The sequence below is a fragment of the Acinetobacter sp. MYb10 genome, from assembly GCF_002980175.2.
Classification (GTDB): domain Bacteria; phylum Pseudomonadota; class Gammaproteobacteria; order Pseudomonadales; family Moraxellaceae; genus Acinetobacter; species Acinetobacter guillouiae.
Map to the genome: position 1 here is coordinate 121514 of NZ_CP058272.1, position 19123 is coordinate 140636.

General features: G+C 37.4%; 17 protein-coding genes. 7 read left to right on the forward strand and 10 right to left on the reverse strand.

All coding sequences use genetic code 11. From position 1 onward, the window contains the following. Positions 1-118 precede the first annotated feature (118 nt). From CQZ96_RS00525 to CQZ96_RS00535, 3 genes are all read left to right on the forward strand, one after another. Positions 119-1252, forward strand: a complete 1134-nt coding sequence (locus CQZ96_RS00525; RefSeq protein ID WP_105713730.1) for an acyl-CoA dehydrogenase family protein — start codon at positions 119-121, stop codon at positions 1250-1252. A 274-nt stretch (positions 1253-1526) separates the two neighbouring features. Beyond that, complete coding sequence (locus CQZ96_RS00530; RefSeq protein ID WP_105713729.1) at positions 1527-3173, forward strand: AMP-binding protein; 1647 nt, start codon at positions 1527-1529, stop codon at positions 3171-3173. Between the two features lie 225 nt (positions 3174-3398). Then, positions 3399-5864, forward strand: a complete 2466-nt coding sequence (locus CQZ96_RS00535) for an ExeM/NucH family extracellular endonuclease (RefSeq protein ID WP_105713728.1) — start codon at positions 3399-3401, stop codon at positions 5862-5864. A gap of 164 nt (positions 5865-6028) precedes the next feature. Here the strand turns inward: CQZ96_RS00535 and CQZ96_RS00540 are convergent, their stop codons facing one another. The 3 genes from CQZ96_RS00540 to CQZ96_RS00550 form a co-directional block, all read right to left on the reverse strand. Continuing rightward, a complete protein-coding gene (locus CQZ96_RS00540; protein WP_105713727.1) occupies positions 6029-7969 on the reverse strand; it encodes an ATP-binding protein in 1941 nt (646 codons plus the stop codon). Continuing rightward, positions 7915-8607, reverse strand: coding sequence for a LuxR C-terminal-related transcriptional regulator (locus tag CQZ96_RS00545; RefSeq protein WP_105713777.1), 693 nt, complete (start codon positions 8605-8607; stop codon positions 7915-7917). The genes CQZ96_RS00540 and CQZ96_RS00545 overlap by 55 nt, the downstream gene beginning before the upstream one ends. A 446-nt stretch (positions 8608-9053) precedes the next feature. After that, entirely contained in the window at positions 9054-10505 is a 1452-nt protein-coding gene (locus tag CQZ96_RS00550) for a SulP family inorganic anion transporter (RefSeq protein WP_105713726.1), read from the reverse strand. A gap of 214 nt (positions 10506-10719) precedes the next feature. On the opposite strand from CQZ96_RS00550, the gene CQZ96_RS00555 reads away from it, so the two are divergent. From CQZ96_RS00555 to CQZ96_RS00565, 3 genes are all read left to right on the forward strand, one after another. After that, complete coding sequence (locus CQZ96_RS00555) at positions 10720-11331, forward strand: glutathione binding-like protein (RefSeq protein ID WP_004719407.1); 612 nt, start codon at positions 10720-10722, stop codon at positions 11329-11331. A gap of 199 nt (positions 11332-11530) precedes the next feature. Then, entirely contained in the window at positions 11531-12112 is a 582-nt protein-coding gene (locus CQZ96_RS00560; RefSeq protein ID WP_004719408.1) for an NAD(P)H-dependent oxidoreductase, read from the forward strand. Between the two features lie 42 nt (positions 12113-12154). Further along, on the forward strand, positions 12155-12469 hold the full coding sequence (locus CQZ96_RS00565; RefSeq protein ID WP_105713725.1) for a putative quinol monooxygenase: 315 nt from the start codon (positions 12155-12157) through the stop codon (positions 12467-12469). A 109-nt stretch (positions 12470-12578) separates the two neighbouring features. Here the strand turns inward: CQZ96_RS00565 and CQZ96_RS00570 are convergent, their stop codons facing one another. From CQZ96_RS00570 to CQZ96_RS00580, 3 genes are all read right to left on the reverse strand, one after another. Continuing rightward, positions 12579-13286: a hypothetical protein gene (locus CQZ96_RS00570; RefSeq protein WP_105713724.1), complete on the reverse strand. Its 708-nt coding sequence runs from the start codon at positions 13284-13286 to the stop codon at positions 12579-12581. A gap of 192 nt (positions 13287-13478) precedes the next feature. Then, the gene (locus CQZ96_RS00575) at positions 13479-14183 is read right to left on the reverse strand and encodes a hypothetical protein (protein ID WP_105713723.1); all 705 of its coding nucleotides are present in this window, start codon (positions 14181-14183) and stop codon (positions 13479-13481) included. Continuing rightward, the gene (locus tag CQZ96_RS00580) at positions 14183-14863 is read right to left on the reverse strand and encodes a hypothetical protein (protein ID WP_105713722.1); all 681 of its coding nucleotides are present in this window, start codon (positions 14861-14863) and stop codon (positions 14183-14185) included. Before CQZ96_RS00580 ends, CQZ96_RS00575 begins: the two co-directional genes overlap by 1 nt. A 236-nt stretch (positions 14864-15099) precedes the next feature. On the opposite strand from CQZ96_RS00580, the gene CQZ96_RS00585 reads away from it, so the two are divergent. Beyond that, a complete protein-coding gene (locus tag CQZ96_RS00585) occupies positions 15100-15870 on the forward strand; it encodes a DUF1266 domain-containing protein (protein ID WP_228722758.1) in 771 nt (256 codons plus the stop codon). 749 nt (positions 15871-16619) lie between these two features. Here CQZ96_RS00585 and CQZ96_RS00595 read toward each other — a convergent pair. The 4 genes from CQZ96_RS00595 to rpoH form a co-directional block, all read right to left on the reverse strand. Next, positions 16620-17420 (reverse strand): thiazole synthase, encoded by an 801-nt coding sequence (locus tag CQZ96_RS00595; protein ID WP_004719418.1) that lies wholly within the window; start codon positions 17418-17420, stop codon positions 16620-16622. 14 nt (positions 17421-17434) lie between these two features. Next, positions 17435-17632: a sulfur carrier protein ThiS gene (gene thiS / locus CQZ96_RS00600; protein WP_004719420.1), complete on the reverse strand. Its 198-nt coding sequence runs from the start codon at positions 17630-17632 to the stop codon at positions 17435-17437. A 50-nt stretch (positions 17633-17682) separates the two neighbouring features. Further along, the gene (locus CQZ96_RS00605; RefSeq protein WP_105713719.1) at positions 17683-18048 is read right to left on the reverse strand and encodes a DUF423 domain-containing protein; all 366 of its coding nucleotides are present in this window, start codon (positions 18046-18048) and stop codon (positions 17683-17685) included. 175 nt (positions 18049-18223) lie between these two features. Further along, complete coding sequence (gene rpoH / locus CQZ96_RS00610) at positions 18224-19093, reverse strand: RNA polymerase sigma factor RpoH (protein ID WP_004719424.1); 870 nt, start codon at positions 19091-19093, stop codon at positions 18224-18226. Positions 19094-19123: the final 30 nt, after the last annotated feature.

Consider the following 19123-nt stretch of genomic DNA (forward strand, 5'->3'; position numbering starts at 1 on the left):
CTAAACCATCATGTTAGGCAGACTTTAGCCTAAATTTATACAAACAACGAGATTTTGATTGGTCGCTGATCATGATTGCAGTGATTTAAAATTTAAAAGTGCTGAGAGGGATGCTCAAATGATTCTCAATGATGAACAAAAAATGGTTCAGGAAATGATGCGAAATTATTCGCAGAATAAACTTAAACCCACAGCTGCTGAACGTGATAAAACTGCAAAATTTCCTCAGCAAGAACTCAAAGAGTTGGGTGAACTGGGTGCATTAGGCATGACTGTGTCTGATCAATGGGGTGGCGCAGGTTTGGACTATATCTCCTTGGTGACGGCAATTGAAGAAATTGCTGCAGGAGATGGTGCAATTTCAACCATTGTCAGCGTACAAAATTCTTTGCCTTGTGGAATTATCCAAAAATATGGGACAGACCGACAAAAACAAGACTACTTAATGCCATTGGCAACAGGTCAATGGCTTGGTTGTTTCTGTTTAACGGAACCACAGGCGGGTTCAGACGCAGGTGCTTTGCTATGTAAAGCAGAACGTGATGGCGATTCGTGGGTAATTAATGGAACCAAACAATTCATTACTTCTGGACAGCATGCACAAGTGGCGATTGTGTTTGCAGTTACGGATAAATCCGCAGCAAAGAAAGGCATTTCTTGTTTTATCGTTCCAACCAATATAGAAGGTTATATCGTTTCTCGAATTGAAGATAAAATGGGACAACATTGCTCAGATACCGCAACAATTGTTTTTGAGAATTGTCGGATTCCTGCTGAGAACATATTAGGAAATGAGGGTGAAGGATATAAAATCGCCTTGTCGAATTTAGAGTCAGGTCGTATTGGTATTGCCGCTCAATGTGTGGGAATGGCACGAGCAGCGTTGGATGCTGCGGTTGAATATGCCAATCAGCGTAAAGCTTTTGGAGTGGAGTTGGTACAACATCAGGCTGTGGCATTTCGCTTAGCCGATATGGCCACTCAAATCGAAGCAGCACGGCAGTTGATTTACCATGCCGCAAGTTTAAAAGATGCAGGTTTAGCTTGTCTAAAAGAAGCATCAATGGCGAAGTTATTTGCATCTGAAATTGCTGAAAAAGTCTGTTCAGATGCGATACAAATTCATGGTGGTTATGGCTATGTCGCAGATTTTCCAGTAGAGCGAATCTATCGAGATGTTCGAGTCAGCCAGATTTATGAAGGCGCTTCCGATATTCAACGTTTAGTTATCGCAAGAGCGGTGATTCAGTAAGTTCAATTGTAGATTAGCGTATCAAAACTCTATCTCAAGACCAGCTTCGCACTGGTCTTTTTTATTTTAAAGCCTTACACCATGACAGGAAAAGCAGATGTTCAAAAACCGCAATATAATTGAGGTATTTGGAAATTGTGTGTGATTTCTAATCATGGTTATCTATAAGCATAGAAACACATGTTGAATGATTCAACATTTTTAGAAAAGCTAGAAAGCAAAATATGGAACTGCACATCGAGATGATTTGTGCTGAAAATACAAGGATATTGCCATGAAAACATTGGAACAAGCCTATCAAGAATTCGATTATGAAAAACTAATCAATGAGCAACTGGTTGGCAACCCACAGTCAATCAATGCCTATATCGAGTGCTGCGAGCGTTTTGTCGGTTTAAATAAAGTGGCTTTGATCTGGGAAGGCAAAAACGGTGAGTCTTCACAATGGACCTTTGAACAACTGGCACAAGCATCAGGAAAATTAGCCAATTATTTACACTCGTTAGGCTTAAAAACAGGTGATTGTATTGCTGGCTTATTACCACGGACTCCAGAATTATTGATCACCATATTGGCAACTTGGCGTATCGGAGCAATTTATCAGCCCTTATTTACCGCCTTTGAATCAAAAGCGATTGAGCATCGCGTAGCAACAGCCAATACACAACTGATCATCACCAACACTGAACAACGTGCCAAACTAAACGGGATTGAACTTCCGCATATTCTCACTGTTCATCCACAAGATTTTGCAACAACAAAAGATGCAGATTTTTGGCAAGAACTAGCAGGTCAATCAGCTGAATGTGCACCCGTCATGTTGAGTTTTGCTGATGATTTTTTAATGATGTTTACCTCTGGAACAACAGGTTTGGCAAAATCCGTTCCAGTGCCATTAAAAGCAATTTTGGCCTTTAAAGAATATATGCGTCACGCTGTTGATTTACGTGAAGATGATTCATTTTGGAACCTTGCGGATCCAGGTTGGGCATATGGTCTATATTATGGTATTGCTGGCCCATTGGGATTGGGACACAGTATTATCATGGATGAACGTGCATTTAGTGTCGACAATGCTTTGGAAATTATTCAAGAATACCAGGTCAGTAATCTTACGGGTTCACCCACAGCATTTCGTATGTTCTTCGGCTTTAAAGAAAAATTTAATATTTCGATCAAAGCACATTTACGTGCAGTCAGCAGTGCAGGTGAACCTTTAACACCTGAAGTGATTCACTGGTTTAATCATGACTTGAATGTCAATATTTATGACCAATATGGGCAAACAGAATTAGGTATGGTGATTGGTAACCATCATGCTTTAGCACATGCAATAAAAGTCGGCTCAGCAGGTTTTGCTAATCCTGGTCATCGTTTTGCAGTGTTAAATCAAGACAACCAAGAAGTTGAACGAGGTGAGATTGGAACGCTAGCAATTGACTTCTCTCAATCGCCACTCACATGGTTTAAAGGTTATGGTGGAAATAATCGTAAATCCTTTGTTGGTCATTATTACTTAACTGGGGATACGGTTCGTTTGAATGAATTAGGTGGGGTTGATTTTATTGGTCGTGCAGACGATGTCATTACAACTTCAGGTTATCGTGTTGGGCCATTTGATGTAGAAAGTACACTTTTGGAGTGTGTTGAAGTTTTAGAATCTGCCGTGATTGGTAAACCTGATCCAGAAAGAACAGAGATCGTAAAAGCTTTTGTTGTGCTCAAGCCTCAGTTCACGGGTTGTCACCAATTGAATGCTAAATTACAAGAATATGTACGTTCACGATTATCTAAGCATTCTTACCCACGTGAAATTGAGTTTGTTGAAAGCTTACCCAAAACATCGAGTGGCAAAATTCAACGTAATTTATTGAAGCAACAAGAAGTGGCTAAATTACAGCAAATGCAATTGCAGGCTTAATATTTTAATATCTTTTAAAGTTCCATGCTTTGCACCCGAAAGGGTGCTTTTTTTATGCTCAGCATAAGATCTCGTATTTCTAAGGTCCTTATAACAATTTTAGTCCACTTTGCCTGTGATATATTTTGTCTAAACAATAAATGGATTAAATAGAATGATTCAAATTCACGATATTGTCATTAATAAAAATTAATCTGCTTTAAATTTCAACAAACGTTAAAAATTATGCAAAATTTAAAACCACATACACTTTGTTTAAGCCTTGCATTATTGGGCTGTTCATTTCCAAGCTATGCACAATTGATGTTTAGCCAATACATCGATGGCACAGTAAATAGAAAAGGATTAGAAATTTATAATCCAGATGGCAGCACTGTAAATCTTGCAGATTATCAAATTGAACAATATACCAATGGGGCAACGAGTAAAACAGCAACTTACACCTTAGAGGGAAATTTAGCCAGTAAGGCAAAATTTATTATAGGTCGTACCGAATTACAGGCAGAACTTGGCACTAAAGTGAATCAGGTTGCTGGTTTGTCATTTAATGGCGATGATGCCTTGGTCCTTGTGTATAAAGGAACAGCTGTAGATCGTTTTGGGCGGATTGGGGAAAGACCTGCAAATGGCGGTTGGGGAACCACAATCACCAGTGCTGGAAATAGCCTAAGCAGAATAAAAAATAAAAATGATGTCAGCGCTGTAGATCCAAATAGTGCCTTTGATTTGGACAGTGAGTGGAGCAAATGGTCAGATCGTAATGCATTCAGTAGCTATTTAGGTACTGGTACAACGACACCGCCAATCACTGCAATCAGTTGTAGTACTGCTGATACTGCGATTGCAGATTTACAATCTGCGGCACAAAACCAGCAATATGTGGTTCGAGGTGTCATTACAGCGGATTATCGCTATCAAAATGGTTTTTCAGGTTTCTATATTCAAACTCCTGACAGTAAAGCTAAAGCAAATTTAAGCAATGCGATCTTTGTCTATCTCCCTGCTGCAAGCACAATCACTGGCGGTAAAGTGGGTGAAGAAGTGATTCTGAAAGGGCGTTTAACCAATTATGAAAATCAATTGCAAATTGATCAACTGAGCAGCAATATTCAAACCTGTAATAATCAAGCCGCAAGTTTGGTGAGTTCTACTCCGATTCAACTGCCATTTTCAAGTTTAACCGATGCTACAGGCAATGCACCTAAGCGCTATCAAGGCATGTTGGTGAAAATTCCTCAAACCCTAACGGTTAGCGAGAATTATGATTATGGTCGATATGGTCAATTATCTTTAAGTTTGGGACGCTTATATATCCCAACCAATTTATATCCTGCGAAATCCAATGAAGCGGTTGCTTTAGCAAAACAAAATTTATTGTCTAAGATTATCTTGGATGATGGTTATAACAATCAAAACAGAACACCATGGTTGCCACAAACATTTAATGCGGCAAACACTTTACGTACAGGCTATCAGCTTAAAAATGTTGAAGGGATTTTGGAATACCGTTTTAATGCTTGGCGTATTCAACCGATTCAAAACAAAGCTTTGCCTGAGGTTGTCAAAGACAGTAATCTGCGGAATTCAACCGTCTTGGCAAAAGAGAGTAAACAGGTTCGTGTTGCCGCATTTAACGTCTTAAATTATGACAATTCGCCGCTGATTGGTGTTAAACCAGATCGTGGTGCAAACACCGAGACAGAATTTAATCGTCAACATGCCAAAATAGTCAGTGCGATTAAAACCATTGATGCAGATGTTTATGGCTTAATGGAAATTGCCAACAATGGTTATGGCGAAAAAAGTGCTGTGAATTACTTAACCAAAGCTTTAGGTGCAGATTGGAAATATGTCATCCCACCGAATATGGATAAGTTAGGTACTGACGTGATTGCAGTTGCGATTATTTATAATAGCAAACGTGTAAAAACTGTTGGTAATCCTGTGGTATATGATGATTTGACACAGAAAAACCGAGTCACGATGGCACAAAGCTTCCAAGCGGTAACGGGAGGAAAAACCTTTACTGTTGTACCAAATCACTTAAAGTCTAAAGGTAGTTGTCCTGAGGATAAAACCTCACCAGAAGCAAACCAAGGTGATGGTCAAGGCTGTTGGAATCCGACTCGTGTCACTGCAGTACAAAAATTGATTCAGTGGATTGCAACCAACCCAACCAAAGCTGAAAAGCCAAATTATTTATTGGTCGGGGATATGAACAGTTATGCCAAAGAAGATCCAATCTTGGCATTTGAAAAAGCCAACTACAAAATATTGCTAAATGATGAAAAAGTAGGGCAAGGTAAAGCTGCATATAGCTATGTGTTTGGTGTGGCCAGTGATGCAACCGGGAATGGTGGTGCGGGTAATTTAGATCACGCAATTGCAGATGCAAACTTATACCCAATGGTTAAACGTACTTTTGCATGGCATATCAATGCTGATGAACCAACAGCATTAGACTACAATGAAGAATATAAGACTGAAGAACAAATTGCTTCTTTCTATGCGCCAGATGCTTTCCGTTCTTCTGATCACGATCCAGTTATTGTTGATTTAGATTTAAATGAATCAAGTGCTACTACAGGTGGGCATAAGAGCAGTGGGGGCAGTACGGGACTGTGGTCTTTATTTGGACTGATGTTGCTTACAGCGAGCTCAGTATTAGCGCGTTCTAAAAAGAAATCCTAATACGCTGATATCTTTTTTAAAGAGAGACTAGTGATCTAGTTTCTCTTTTTTTATGCTTTTATAAAACTATAGAACATAAAAAATTGCACCAACTGATTTAAGACTGAATCTCTCCATAGATCAAGCGAATGATATTGGTCGGAATTCTATATCATCCATCCAAATCATTCAGTTTTATCTTTCAGCGGTACAGTGGCACGGATCACGGTAAAACCATGCTGAGAATGGATTTCAAAACTACCTCCAATTCTTTTTACTCGCACTTGCATACTCTGCAAACCCACATGCAAACCAGCTTGAACCTGATCTACTTCAAAGCCAATGCCATTGTCTTGAATCGTTAAAACGAGTTGTTGTCGTTCATCTTCAACCAACGAAACTTCGACATCAGTTGCATGACTATGTTTTACAATATTGGTTAAGGCTTCTTCTGCGACACGAGAAAAGGTTAAACAAATCAATGCAAGAGGTTTATGTTTCCATTTTTCTGCAAAAATCCAAGTCGATTCAATCTCCATTTCTTCGAAAATTTGTATAAAACGATGACGCAATGGCGCAACCCACATCACTGGGCTTTCTGGTATTTTTGCCCCAGCACTGCTTCCTGAGTCAATCACTTGGCGTAAGTCATTTCTTAACAGTTTAAACATAGAGATCACTTGCTGTTTTTCAATATGCTCACTGTGATCCAGTATAATCATCGAGCGAACAATTGAACCACCCAGTCCATCATGTAATTCATGAGACAGGTTTAGACGCTCTTGCAACCGCATATTATCAATTTCGAGTTGGTACTTTTTATCTAAAGATTGCTCTAAGTCAAACGTGACTTTTTCAATAGTTTCTTCAAGTGTCTGATTAAATTTTTCAATACGTCCGACATTCTGTGAAATACGATAAGCCAAGATAAACGAGATTGCTAAGCTAGTAATTGGTGCGGCCAATGGCGTCCAATAGAGCGTCTGATCCAGATGATGGATCATGCTATAAAAATCATGAACAATAATAAGTAAATAGATGAGGAAAATAAACGCAAGCAGGAGAATGTCTATCTTTCTACGTTTAAAAGCAATCCATTGAAAAAACAAGCAATTAAAAATAAATACCATGCCAGAATAGAAAAAGACAGAGGATAAGCTACGTTCTAGATAATTGATCGGTGTCAACAGTAATGCCGCAATCGCGATTGTAGACGTCAATAAAAGTAAACGTTCTAAATACGGATAATGGCGATTGGCAAAACGCCAAGCAAATAAACAGAGGCAATAGGTATATCCAACTAAAAACACGAGATTTAGACGTGCTGTTACGATACTGTCGGTAAAAGGAATAGGGATGGTCGAAATAATATTATAAGCAAACAATGCCCATAAAAATGAAGTTAAACCAAACCAACCAAAGGCTTTTTCTTGGCGTCGAAATAGCCAAATGGTAAAACCTGTAGTTCCCACCACAAAGGTAATAATAATATTGATAAAAAATAAAGTTCGCCGTTCAAAAACCAACTGATCTTGCTGATTGGCGATATCTTCGGCCTGACCAAATTTAATTTTTCCTAGACCTGAATGTTGTGATGCAACCCCTACAACACGGACTAAAATTTCATTTTGCTGGTTTTGAATAGATGTAGCAGGAAGCACCCAATATCTTGGCATATTCCAACTTCTAGACAATGGCTCTACTAAGGATTTGTCTTTCCATAACAGTTCATTATTGCTATAGACAGTCCCTGCAATATTGATTCGTTCAATCAGTAAGGCGACAGGTTGATTTTCCTGATCACACTGATATTGCCATTTGATTTTATACCAAGCAGTGCCTGTGTAGTTTTTCCAGCGCGTTTCCCAGTCATCTGGCAACGTGACTGTTTCCCATCCCTGTTGGGGAACCTGTTCAAGATTTGCAAGCGCTTGAGCAACTTGTATGCTTTGGATTTGAAAATGGCAGGCTGCATCTGTTGTATTGGACTGACCTGTTAAGGCTGCACCAGCAAAAGCAAAATGCTGGGTCAAACTTAGCATAAGACCGAACAACCCGATTAATTTTAGAATTAGTCGAGTAATCCTAAGTTGCGTGCTGTATCGATGGCTTTGGCTCTGTTGCATACCGCAAGTTTCCGATAAATATGTTTAATATGAGATTCAACGGTATAACGGGATAAATTGAGTTGATCTGCAATTTCCTTATTGCTTAAGCCTTGAGAAACCAGTTCTAAAATTCCCAATTCTCTTTTGGATAATACACTGTCCTGATCAGGGAATTTCTGACAGGGTGCAGTTTTATTTGAATTATTTTTTTCATTAAAATGTAGTTGTTTTAAAATTTTTTGGGCAATAAATGGATCAATCGGCGCTCCACCGCGTAAGACACTTTTGATCGAAAGAGAAACTTCTAAGTCATCTCTTTCTTTGAGCACATAGCCTGTTGCACCTGCACTTAGTGCATTGAGGATCGCATCTTCAGTGCTCCATGCAGAGATCACTAAAATCATGATGGTTGGATCATAGCTTTTTAAAATTTCAATAAACTCAATTCCATTTCCATCAGGCAAGCCTAAATCAACCAATGCAAAAGAGGCTGAGTGTATACTGAGTTGTTCTTTGGCTTGAGCTAAACTTTGGGCAAAACGTAAATCTGCAATTGAGTATCCTAGATTAATTAATATGTCAGTCAGTCTTTTTTGTATAAGCGGCTCATCTTCTACGATGATGACTGGAACAGGTAAACTTAACTCATTGTTCATGATGTAAAAAACTCGCCCATGTCTATTGGACTTAGTTTTTCAGATATTGATGGCTTAATCTATACCTGATAATAGGTATTTTTAGTATTTAATTCAGTGATTAGGAATGAATATTCAGTTTATTACAATCGAGTTTTAATGCACTTACTGAGTATCAAATGATGCCTAAAGTCAATTTATTGAGACTAAGTTAACTTTTTGAGATAAGGTTATTGAGACAAGTTAAGTAAATATTCAAATTTTAGTAGATAAAAATCACAATTTAACAGCAAAATATCGGTTATATTCGCTGAATAATGGATTATTTTTATAATGGATGTAGCTTACGATGATTAAATTCCTTAGAAATTTGGCAGTGATACAATGTATTGCGATTACCATTTTGGCTATTGCTCTTTACCTGTATTAAACGCTTATCATCACTGCCTTAAGAAAAATAAAGCTGTTTATTTTACCGCACTATATTGATCAACTAAGCTACGACTTGCTTCATTCATCCCTATAATTTCAACCTGAATGTTATTTTGCAGAAACTTGTTTTGTACCTGATTGAGCATACTGACAGAGGTAATATCCCAAATATGGGCATGGGTTAAATCGATAATGACATGATCAACAGATTCATTAAAATCAAAAAACTGAAAGAATTTTTCTGAACTGCTAAAGAAAATTTGCCCAAAAATTTCATATTTACGGGTCGTGCTGTTCAAAAGATGAGATTGGACACGTACTGCATTTTCTAATTTATTGACTAAGAAAAGTGCAGATAAAAGTACACCAATCAACACGCCTAAAGCTAAGTTATGCGTCATCAGTACAATGACCACCACCGCAAGCATCACGCTATTGCTTTGTTTGGGATGTTTTGAAAAGTTTTTGACTGAGTCCCAGTTGAATGTAGTAAAAGCCACCATAATCATAATTGCCACAAGTGCAGCCATTGGAATATAAGACAGCCATTCTTTTAAAAAGACTACTAAACACAGTAAAAAAACACCAGCAACCAAGGTCGATAAGCGAGTTCGTGCACCAGAAGACACATTGATAATCGATTGCCCAATCATGGCACAACCTGCCATACCCCCCATAAACCCACTGACCATATTGGCGATGCCTTGTCCACGACATTCTTTGTGACGATCGCCTTCTGTTTGCGTCACTTCATTAACAATCGTAGTTGTCATCATGGTTTCGAGTAAACCTACGGTGGCCAAGGCGATGGCATAAGGAAAAATAATTTTTAAGGTATCGAGGTTAAGTGGAATGTCTGGAATTAAAAACAGCGGTAAAGTGTCTGGAAATTTTCCTAAATCACTGACTGTACGCATATCTGCACCCAAAAATAAGGTAGCTAAACTCAGTACAATAATGCATACCAAAGGTGAGGGAATGAGTTGACCAATTTTGGGAATATAGGGGAAAAGATAAACCACCCCTAAGCCAAAGGCAACAAATAGATAAGCCGTCAGATCCATACGTTGTAATTCAGGAATCTGTGCCACAAAGATAAGAATAGCCAATGCATTGACAAAACCATAGACGACAGACTGTGAAACAAAGCGCATCAGTTTTGCAACTTTAAAATAGCCAGCAAGAATCTGAAGAATTCCAGTCAAAATTGTGGTGGCAAATAAATACTGTAAACCATGATCTTTGACGAGAGTAACCATCAGCAACGCCATTGCGCCTGTGGCTGCGGAAATCATTGCGGTACGTCCACCGAAGAAAGCAATGCTCACTGCAATACAAAATGATGCATACAGGCCGACTTGTGGATCTACGCCTGCAATTGCAGAAAAAGCGATTGATTCAGGAATAAGTGCTAAGCCAACGACCATTCCAGCAAGTACATCTGTACGAATATTGGAAAACCATTCTGCTTTTTTTAGACTAATCACTATAAACCTTTCATCATTCTTTAAAGATGCGTATGTTAAAACATCTCTTAGTGAAAAAGCAGTTAACTTTGACTTGAAAAAGTCTTCATTTTGTTGAATATTCAAGTTATAGCTGATTTTATAAATTTATGCTTTTTGCAATTTTATGTTTTACGACTTGAAATTGTGATCTGAGCCATTTACAACTTAAACAGTCATATAACAAGGATTAGATATGAAATTATATTATTCACCAGGTGCATGTTCTTTAGCTGCCCATATTTTACTCAACGAAATTAATGTTGATTTTGATTTAGAACGTGTTGATTTAAAAACGCATAAAACAGAAAAGGGCGCAGATTATTACGAAATCAATCCAAAAGGCTATGTACCCGCATTAGAAATCAATCCAGGTTTGCTTTTAACTGAAAATGTTGCAGTACTGCCTTTTATTGCACAACACGATCCTAAACAGGATTTGATCCCACCATCAGGTTTGGGACGTGCTAAAGTTTTAGAATGGTTGGGTTATTTAAACTCAGAGTTGCATGATGAATATGCCGTCTTCTTTGACCCAGCGATCACTGAAGATGAAAAAGTACGTGGCTATGCAACTATAGATAAAATGTTGAAATATATAGATGACTATCTTGCAGAGTCGGAATACGATTATTTGGTCAATGACCGCTTTGGTCCTGCTGATGCGTATTTGTTTGTACTGACAAATTGGTCGAATTCGATTCATCATGATTTAACCCCATTTACCAATATTGTGGCATTACGCAATAAAGTCGCTGAACGTCAATCTGTACAGATTGCAATGCGTGATGAAGGTTTAATTCCTTAAATATGCTTGAATCGATATACAAAGCACCTACGGGTGCTTTTTATTGAATTGATTAAAGTGAAATGGACAGAAAGAGGCAAAGATATTTATTGTTGATTTTTAGTCAATAATGTTTTGCTTATTTTTGCGTTTTTTGCGATAAAAATAAGCTCTATAGTTGCGCCATAAATCAAGCGTATTGGCAAAACATAGGTAAACAATGAGTAATATCTTAATCGTAAATGGTGCTAAACAGTTTGCACATTCAAATGGTGAATTAAACGATACCCTAACTGCTTTGGGTGAAGACGTGCTTAGCGATTTGGGACACAGTGTAAAAGTGACACGTACCGATGCAAATTACGATGCTCAAGAAGAAGTAGAGAAATATCTCTGGGCGGATGTTGTGATCTATCAAATGCCAGGTTGGTGGATGGGTGCACCGTGGACCATGAAAAAATATATTGATGATGTTTTTACCACTGGTCATGGCAGTTTATATGCCAACGATGGTCGTAGTCGTTCTGATGCTGCCAAGAAATATGGCTCAGGTGGTTTGATTCAGGGGAAAAAGTATATGTTGTCGTTAACTTGGAATGCACCTTTGCAAGCTTTTGATGATCCTGAGCAATTTTTCCATGGTGTTGGTGTAGATGGTGTGTATTTACCTTTTCATAAAGCCAATCAATTCTTAGGAATGCAAAGTTTAGAAACGTTTATTGTCAATGATGTGATTAAAGCACCACAAATTGCGCAATATGAACAGGCATATCGCCAGCATTTACAGCAGCTTTTTGCTTAAGCAAATTGGAATATCTCGTTTAAAAAATTTAAGGAGTCTAATATGTTGACTATTGTGGCTGAAATCCGTGCATATCCAAATGGATTACACAAAGATAAAATTATCCAAGCATTTAAGAAAATTACCCCGACAGTATTACAAGAGCAAGGCTGTCATGGTTATCAGCTATTGGTCGACGCTGGTGTTGATGTAAGTTATCAAAGCAAGGATTCTGATTTGATCGTGATGCTTGAAAAATGGGAAAGTATTGAGCATCTCAATGCACACTTGCAAACTGTGCATATGCAAGCGTATCAACTTGAAGTAAAAGAGCATGTTGCTGATGTTAAAATCCGTATTTTAGAACAAGGATTTTAAAGTTAATTCACCATTAAGAGGTTCATTCTCGCTTTGGGAGAAGGCTAGGGTGAGGGATTCTTTTATGTTGAATTATTGTTTTTAAAAAATAATTTATAAAAGACATCCATTATTGAACATAACGCTCAAAGTTGATTTGCTCAAGTTTGGGCAAAGGTACTTTCTTTAATTTTGACCAGGATATTTTTGGTGTATTTTTGCGATCAAGTTCTTGCGTACTGGTGACATTTTTGATTTTCCCTGTTAAAAAATTAGTACTTTCAGTTCGACTGTCACCTGATGGTATATCGAAATAATGTAAATCATAGCCGATCAGATCGAATGATGGGTTTTGATAGCGGAAAGTATAAATATTATTAAAGACCTCCCATGAATCACAACGAAACGAGTAATTTAATGTGATCTTAAGTTGTCCATTCTGGATGATTGGTGAATTGTCCACAATCAATGGATCGATAAGGCAAGGGCGTTCATTGTTGCTTTCTCTAGGGAGTGAAGAATTACTTGCGATAAGGCGGTAAGTTTGAGCGTCTTTAAATAGAACTAATAATTTTCGCTCATTTTGGTTAAGTAGAAGATTTGCTGGCTTTTTATGATTGAATTTATTTTTAACAATATTTATGGGATCCGTATTTTCAATAATCAGCACCATATCCGCTTGTTGATCACCATTTAAGTCACCTTGAACTTTGCTTAGTATTTTCCAATCTTTAGGAATGAAAGCTTGAACATCAGCTTCAGTATCGGTTTCTGCCAACACTAAGCTTGAGCAGACTGTTAATGTAAAAAATAGAAGTAATAGATTGTTATTCTTCATGGTGTTCTTCCAATTCACTGAATTGTAAATTTGTTGTTAAATTTATGCCTATTTTTAGGCATGTCTCCAAGCTATCACTTTTGATTAACTTGTCTTAGCTAATTTTTATGGCAAATGTCGAGTCCTCTTCGACACATTTATTCTCAGAATAATATGGCATATTATGAATCGTTGGTAGATACGAAACGTGTTTTATTCAAACTCGCCATAGTCTTTAAAATTGATCTGCTCAAGTTTAAGAGAATAACTGTTCTTTAATTTGGACCAAGAAACTTGCTTAGCTTGATCCTGATTTTCAAACGCACTACCACCTGTAGTGTTTTTAATTTTACCTGTTAGAAAATTGATACTTTTCGCACTGGTTTCACCAGATGCACGATGGAAGTAATCTGTATCGTAACCAATCAGCTTAAAAGACTGGTTTTGATAACGGAAAGTAAAAGCGTTGTTATAGACAGACCATGAACCGCAACTGAGCCAATAATGTAAATTAATTTTAACTAATCCATTTTTGATGGTGAGTGGGTCTCCTTCGCCTAGAGGATCGGTAAGGCAAGGGGATTCTTGATCACCTTCAGTGGGAAGCTTGGAATTACTTGCAACAAGATGATAGCCCTGAGGGGCTTTAAATAAAATTAATAACTTTCGATTGTTTAAATTCAGCTGAGGATTACCTAAGCTTTCATTTGTCACAATATTTTTTGGATCCGTATTTTCAATAATCAAAGCAAGATCTGTTTGCTTATCACCATTTAAATCACCTTGTACTTTACTCAGCACTTTCCAGTTTTTAGGGATAAATGATTGATAGTCAGCTTTGGTGTTGGTGTCTGCCCAAACCAAAGCTGAGCATGTTGTTAATGCACAAAATAAAAGTAATTCAGTTTTGTTTTTCATTATTTTTCTCCAATAAATTTAACGCTAAAGTTATGAATAAATTGTTCGTTATCCCAAGGAATATTATCCAAGGTATAGCTTGTCGAGGTTCTCAGTGTTTTCCAAACAATTTTGGCTGGCGTTTCAACTTCTGCAAAGATATTTGGAGTAGTGGTCACTTTGGCTTTGTTGCTTAGAAAGTTAAGGCTGGTTTCTTTTTGTTTGCCACTAATTTTATCTAAATCATAAGCATCAAATCCAATCAGGTGGAATTGATTGTTTTTTAGTTTAAACCCATAGGTATACATCAAGCCATACGTATTGCTACAGGATGACATGGTATTGAATAACACATCTAAGCGTTGATTTTCGATCGTCAATGTGGAGTCATCTAGAGCATCTTCAATACAGAGTTCTTCTGAACGATAGGTCCAGTTAGGAATTTGTCGACTTAGCTTGAGTTGTAATTGCTGACCTTTATGAAAAAGTACTAAAAGCTTTCGATTGTGTTGGTTTTTATTTTTAGGTTGGATGATGAGGGCAATATCTTTTTTACCATCTTGATTCAAATCACCTTCAGCTTGAGCAAGAATTTCCCAATTGTTTGGGACAAATTTTTGTAAGGATGAGGTGGCTGGGTTTGCTAAACACATGGATGAACATGTTGCCAATAAAAGGGTGGAAAATATTGTTTTAATCATCATATATCCTGATCAAGTTTTTATCACTTTAACCTATAACGAGATTTTGAAGAATCTTTTAAGCAAGTTAAAACTTTTAAAATGAATCATTTAATAATTGGTGACAACAATTAAATCTTATTGTAAATTGTGAATTAATTATTCTTAATCTATTATATTGATAATTAAATCACATATAAGAATACTTGGTTCATGAAAACCGAACTGATATGAATTAAAGCAAAGTTATGGACTAAATGCTCAAAATAGAGTGTCACGATAAAAAAGGAGAACAGATGAACATAAAGATTTATTTGATCATAGGTGTGGTTGCTGGTGTATTTATCATTTATATGCTTTTCTTGCACACCATGATGAAAAAAAGAAAACAGAAACAATTGGATGGCTTTAATCATCATAATTCAGGGACGCCTTTGACTAGGCAACAAGAGAGATTACTGACCTTTGGTGCAATTCTTTTTTATCACAGAGGTGAAAAAATTTTAGGTATTTATCCCGAAGATGATTTAAATCAATACATTTATGGATTGAAACAGCAATGGGAGATATCCAATGCTGAGGAAGCAAAAGAAGTATTGGGTGATTTACTCGAATTACAGCGGAGTAGTGAATTTGAACCCTTTGTGCAGCTTCCTTCTTCAGACTTAGCGAAAGTTCAAAAAAGTATAGCAAAAGGCCTAGGGATTGATATTTCTCTTGTGGAGCAAACCAAATCAGCTTATGCCTGGGATGTCGGACGCGCAGTTTCTTTAGCTAAATGGTGTTATTGGTGTGGTTATTTATCTGAAAGTGAGACTTGGAGTATTATGGAACAAGCCGCAAAACAAGCCACGCAACATGGAAAAAGCTGGACAGACTATACTGTATCTTTTTTACTTGGAAGAGCAATTAATGGATTTGATTTAGATGATATTATCATTGAAGCTAAACAAATATTGCACAGTCAGAATCCTGCACTACGTAAAATACAAGATGTGGATGTTTATCAGCGTTATCAATTTCAGTAAATTTGTATAGTTGTTCAGGAATAATCGACATCATTTTGAGTTAAAAACAGGTTGTTTAAAACAGCCTGTTATTGCCATTGTAATTCTTCTAATTGCAGTTACTAAGTATCGTGATGGTGTTGTTAGCATTGAATAGCTCGGTAAGTAAAAATGAATAAAAAATAGAATTTTATCTATTATTACCTGTTGCAATAGATGTAATCGTTCCTTGTTTGGAAAATAGCAGGGTTATTTTGTGCTCATTAAGAAACAAACCATTCAGATCAACTTGTTCAAATACACAGTTTTTGAATCTCACATCAGATAGATCAGATGTGTCAAATTTTACGTTTAAGAAAGAGCAAGAATCAAATAATGATTCATTAAAACCTCCTTTTATAAAATGTAAATTCAAAAAGGTACAGTCCCTAAAAGTACGCTTTAGAAACTCTACTTTCTTCATTAAAGTCGAATCAAAAATGCAATTGCTTATTGTGTTTTCGATCCAAAGGCATTTATATAGATTTTGATTAGAATAAATTGATAAATCAAGAAATTTTGAAAAGGCGATAACTTTTCCAGTAAGATCAATATATTTAAATAACATTGTTATTAAATTAATAGATTAAATTTAAAAATTAAACCCTTAGCTTATAAATATGCTAAGGGTTTTTTTATTGTATAAACAATTACATTTTCACGAGGCAAATTTTATCGTCTTCATTTATCGCATTGAAAACTTAGCTTAAAGTAGGTGCATTTGAAATGGCTTATTTAAAGAAATAACCTGTTTCTGGTGAACTCGCATTTGCCATTCGTTTACGTGGCATACGACCCGCCAAATAGGCTTCACGTCCAGCTTCAACCGCTTTTTTCATTGCTGACGCCATTAAAATTGGATGATGTGCAGCGGCAATCGCGGTATTCATCAATACGCCATCGCAACCTAATTCCATTGCAATTGCGGCATCGCTTGCAGTACCTACACCAGCATCAACCAAAACTGGCACTTTGGCATTTTCTTTAATAATTGAAATAGTATGCGGATTTAAAATGCCTAGGCCAGAACCAATTAAGCTACCTAAAGGCATGATCGCAACACAACCCATGCTTTCAAGTTCTTGAGCCACAATAGGGTCATCCGATGTATACACCATCACTTCAAAACCATCTTCAATCAATGTGCGAGCAGCATCAAGTGTCGCTGTTACATTTGGATAAAGGGTTTTCTCATCACCTAATACTTCCAATTTGACCAGGTTATGGCCATCTAAAAGTTCACGTGCAAGCATACAGGTACGTACTGCGCTATTGGCGTCAAAACAACCCGCTGTGTTCGGTAAGATGGTGTATTTTTCAGGTGGAAGGATTGACAGTAAGTTGGGCTGATCTGGATTTTGCCCAATGTTTACTCGGCGAATCGCCACTGTCACAATTTCAGCGCCACTGGCTTGAATTGCTAAATCAGTTTCTTGCATGTCTTTGTATTTACCCGTACCCACGAGAAGACGAGATTGAAAAGTACGAGAACCGATAATAAGAGGGGAGTTTTCAGTAGGAAAATCTAGCATGGGAGAGCTCCAAATTAGCCGCCACCGACAGCGTGAATGATTTCAATACGGTCTTTTTCAGCAATAGGGGTAAGTTCAAGTTTACTTTTGGAAATGATCATTTCATTCATTTCTACGGCAAAGCGTTTACCTTCGAGTGAAAGTTCCTGAACCAGTTGTAAAAGATTTTGGCAAGCGGTCTCTTGAGGCTCACCATTTAAGAAAATTTGCATATACATTCCATTCGATTGCGCAAATTGTGATATCTAAATTCAAAATAATTTTATTTAGCGTATTTCAATGCATTCCATGCGAGGACTAACCAACCTGCAATCATCAGTGCTCCACCAATGGGTGTAATTGCACCTAAACCTCGTGGTAAACCCAGCGCCATGACATAAAGCGAACCGCAGAAAAATAAAATACCGATTTGGATGAGTAAGAAGCTGGCTTTGATTGGAAGTTGTGGGATGACTTTACTGAGAATTGACAGTGCCAACAGGCCCAGTGCGTGGTAGAAAAAATAATCGGTTGCTGTTTGCCACCATGCCAACTGTGCTTCAGTTGCATGAGCTTTTAAACCATGTGCGCCAAATGCACCTAAGATTACTGCAAGCGCTAAATTCAGTGCTGAAATTGCAATCCACATAAGCCAGTCATCTGCATAAATTTGCGCATAACATTAACACAATTTCGAAGCGGGATTAAAGGCAAAATCTATTAAGAATAAAGATTTGACAAAAATATCAGGCAAAATAAAAGGGCATGTCGCCCTTTTATTGAAAATATAAATATTGGTCTGGTATGCAGACAGTTTTGAAGATTTAGTTGGATGACATGGCAACTTTGATTTTGTCCATGGCATTTTTTTCTAACTGACGAATACGCTCAGCAGAGACATTGTACTCTGCAGCCAGTTCATGCAAGGTCGATTTATCATCATCTAACCAACGGCGCTGTAAGATGTTGCGTGAGCGATCATCTAACTGTTCCATAGCATTATGCAAAGCTGAAGTACTTTGTTCTTCGTAATCTTCTTCTTCGACTAAACGAGCAGGATCATAGCGGTTATCTTCGAGATAAAGCGCTGGAGCAACATGAGTTGAACCTTCGTCATCGTCATCACCTTGAGCTTCAAAAGCAGCATCATAAGCGGTTAAACGACCTTCCATTTCCAAGACTTGTTCTGCTGTTACATTTAAGTCATTGGCAATTGATTGTGCTTCTTCAAGTGTAAGTTTTTTACTTGATTTTTTTAGGCTACGTAAATTAAAAAACAATTTACGTTGCGCTTTAGTGGTCGCAATTTTGACAATACGCCAATTGCGAATCACATATTCATGAATTTCAGCCTTAATCCAGTGCACAGCAAAAGACACCAAACGCACGCCCATATTTGGGTCAAAGCGTTTAACTGCTTTCATTAAACCGAGATTACCTTCTTGAATTAAATCACCTTGTGGCAAACCATAGCCCGCATAACTGCGCGCAATATGCACCACAAAACGTAAGTGAGACATCACTAACATTTTCGCAGCATCTAAATCTTGATCGTAAAAATAGCGATCAGCTAACTCTTTTTCTTGTTCAGCTGTCAAGATTGGAATCTGATTTACGGTGCTGATATAAGCACCTAAGTTAACACCTGGTGCAGATAAGGACAGGGGCATCAACTGATTGCTGCTGTCACTCATGGGTTCTCCTTATAGGAATTTCGTTGTATA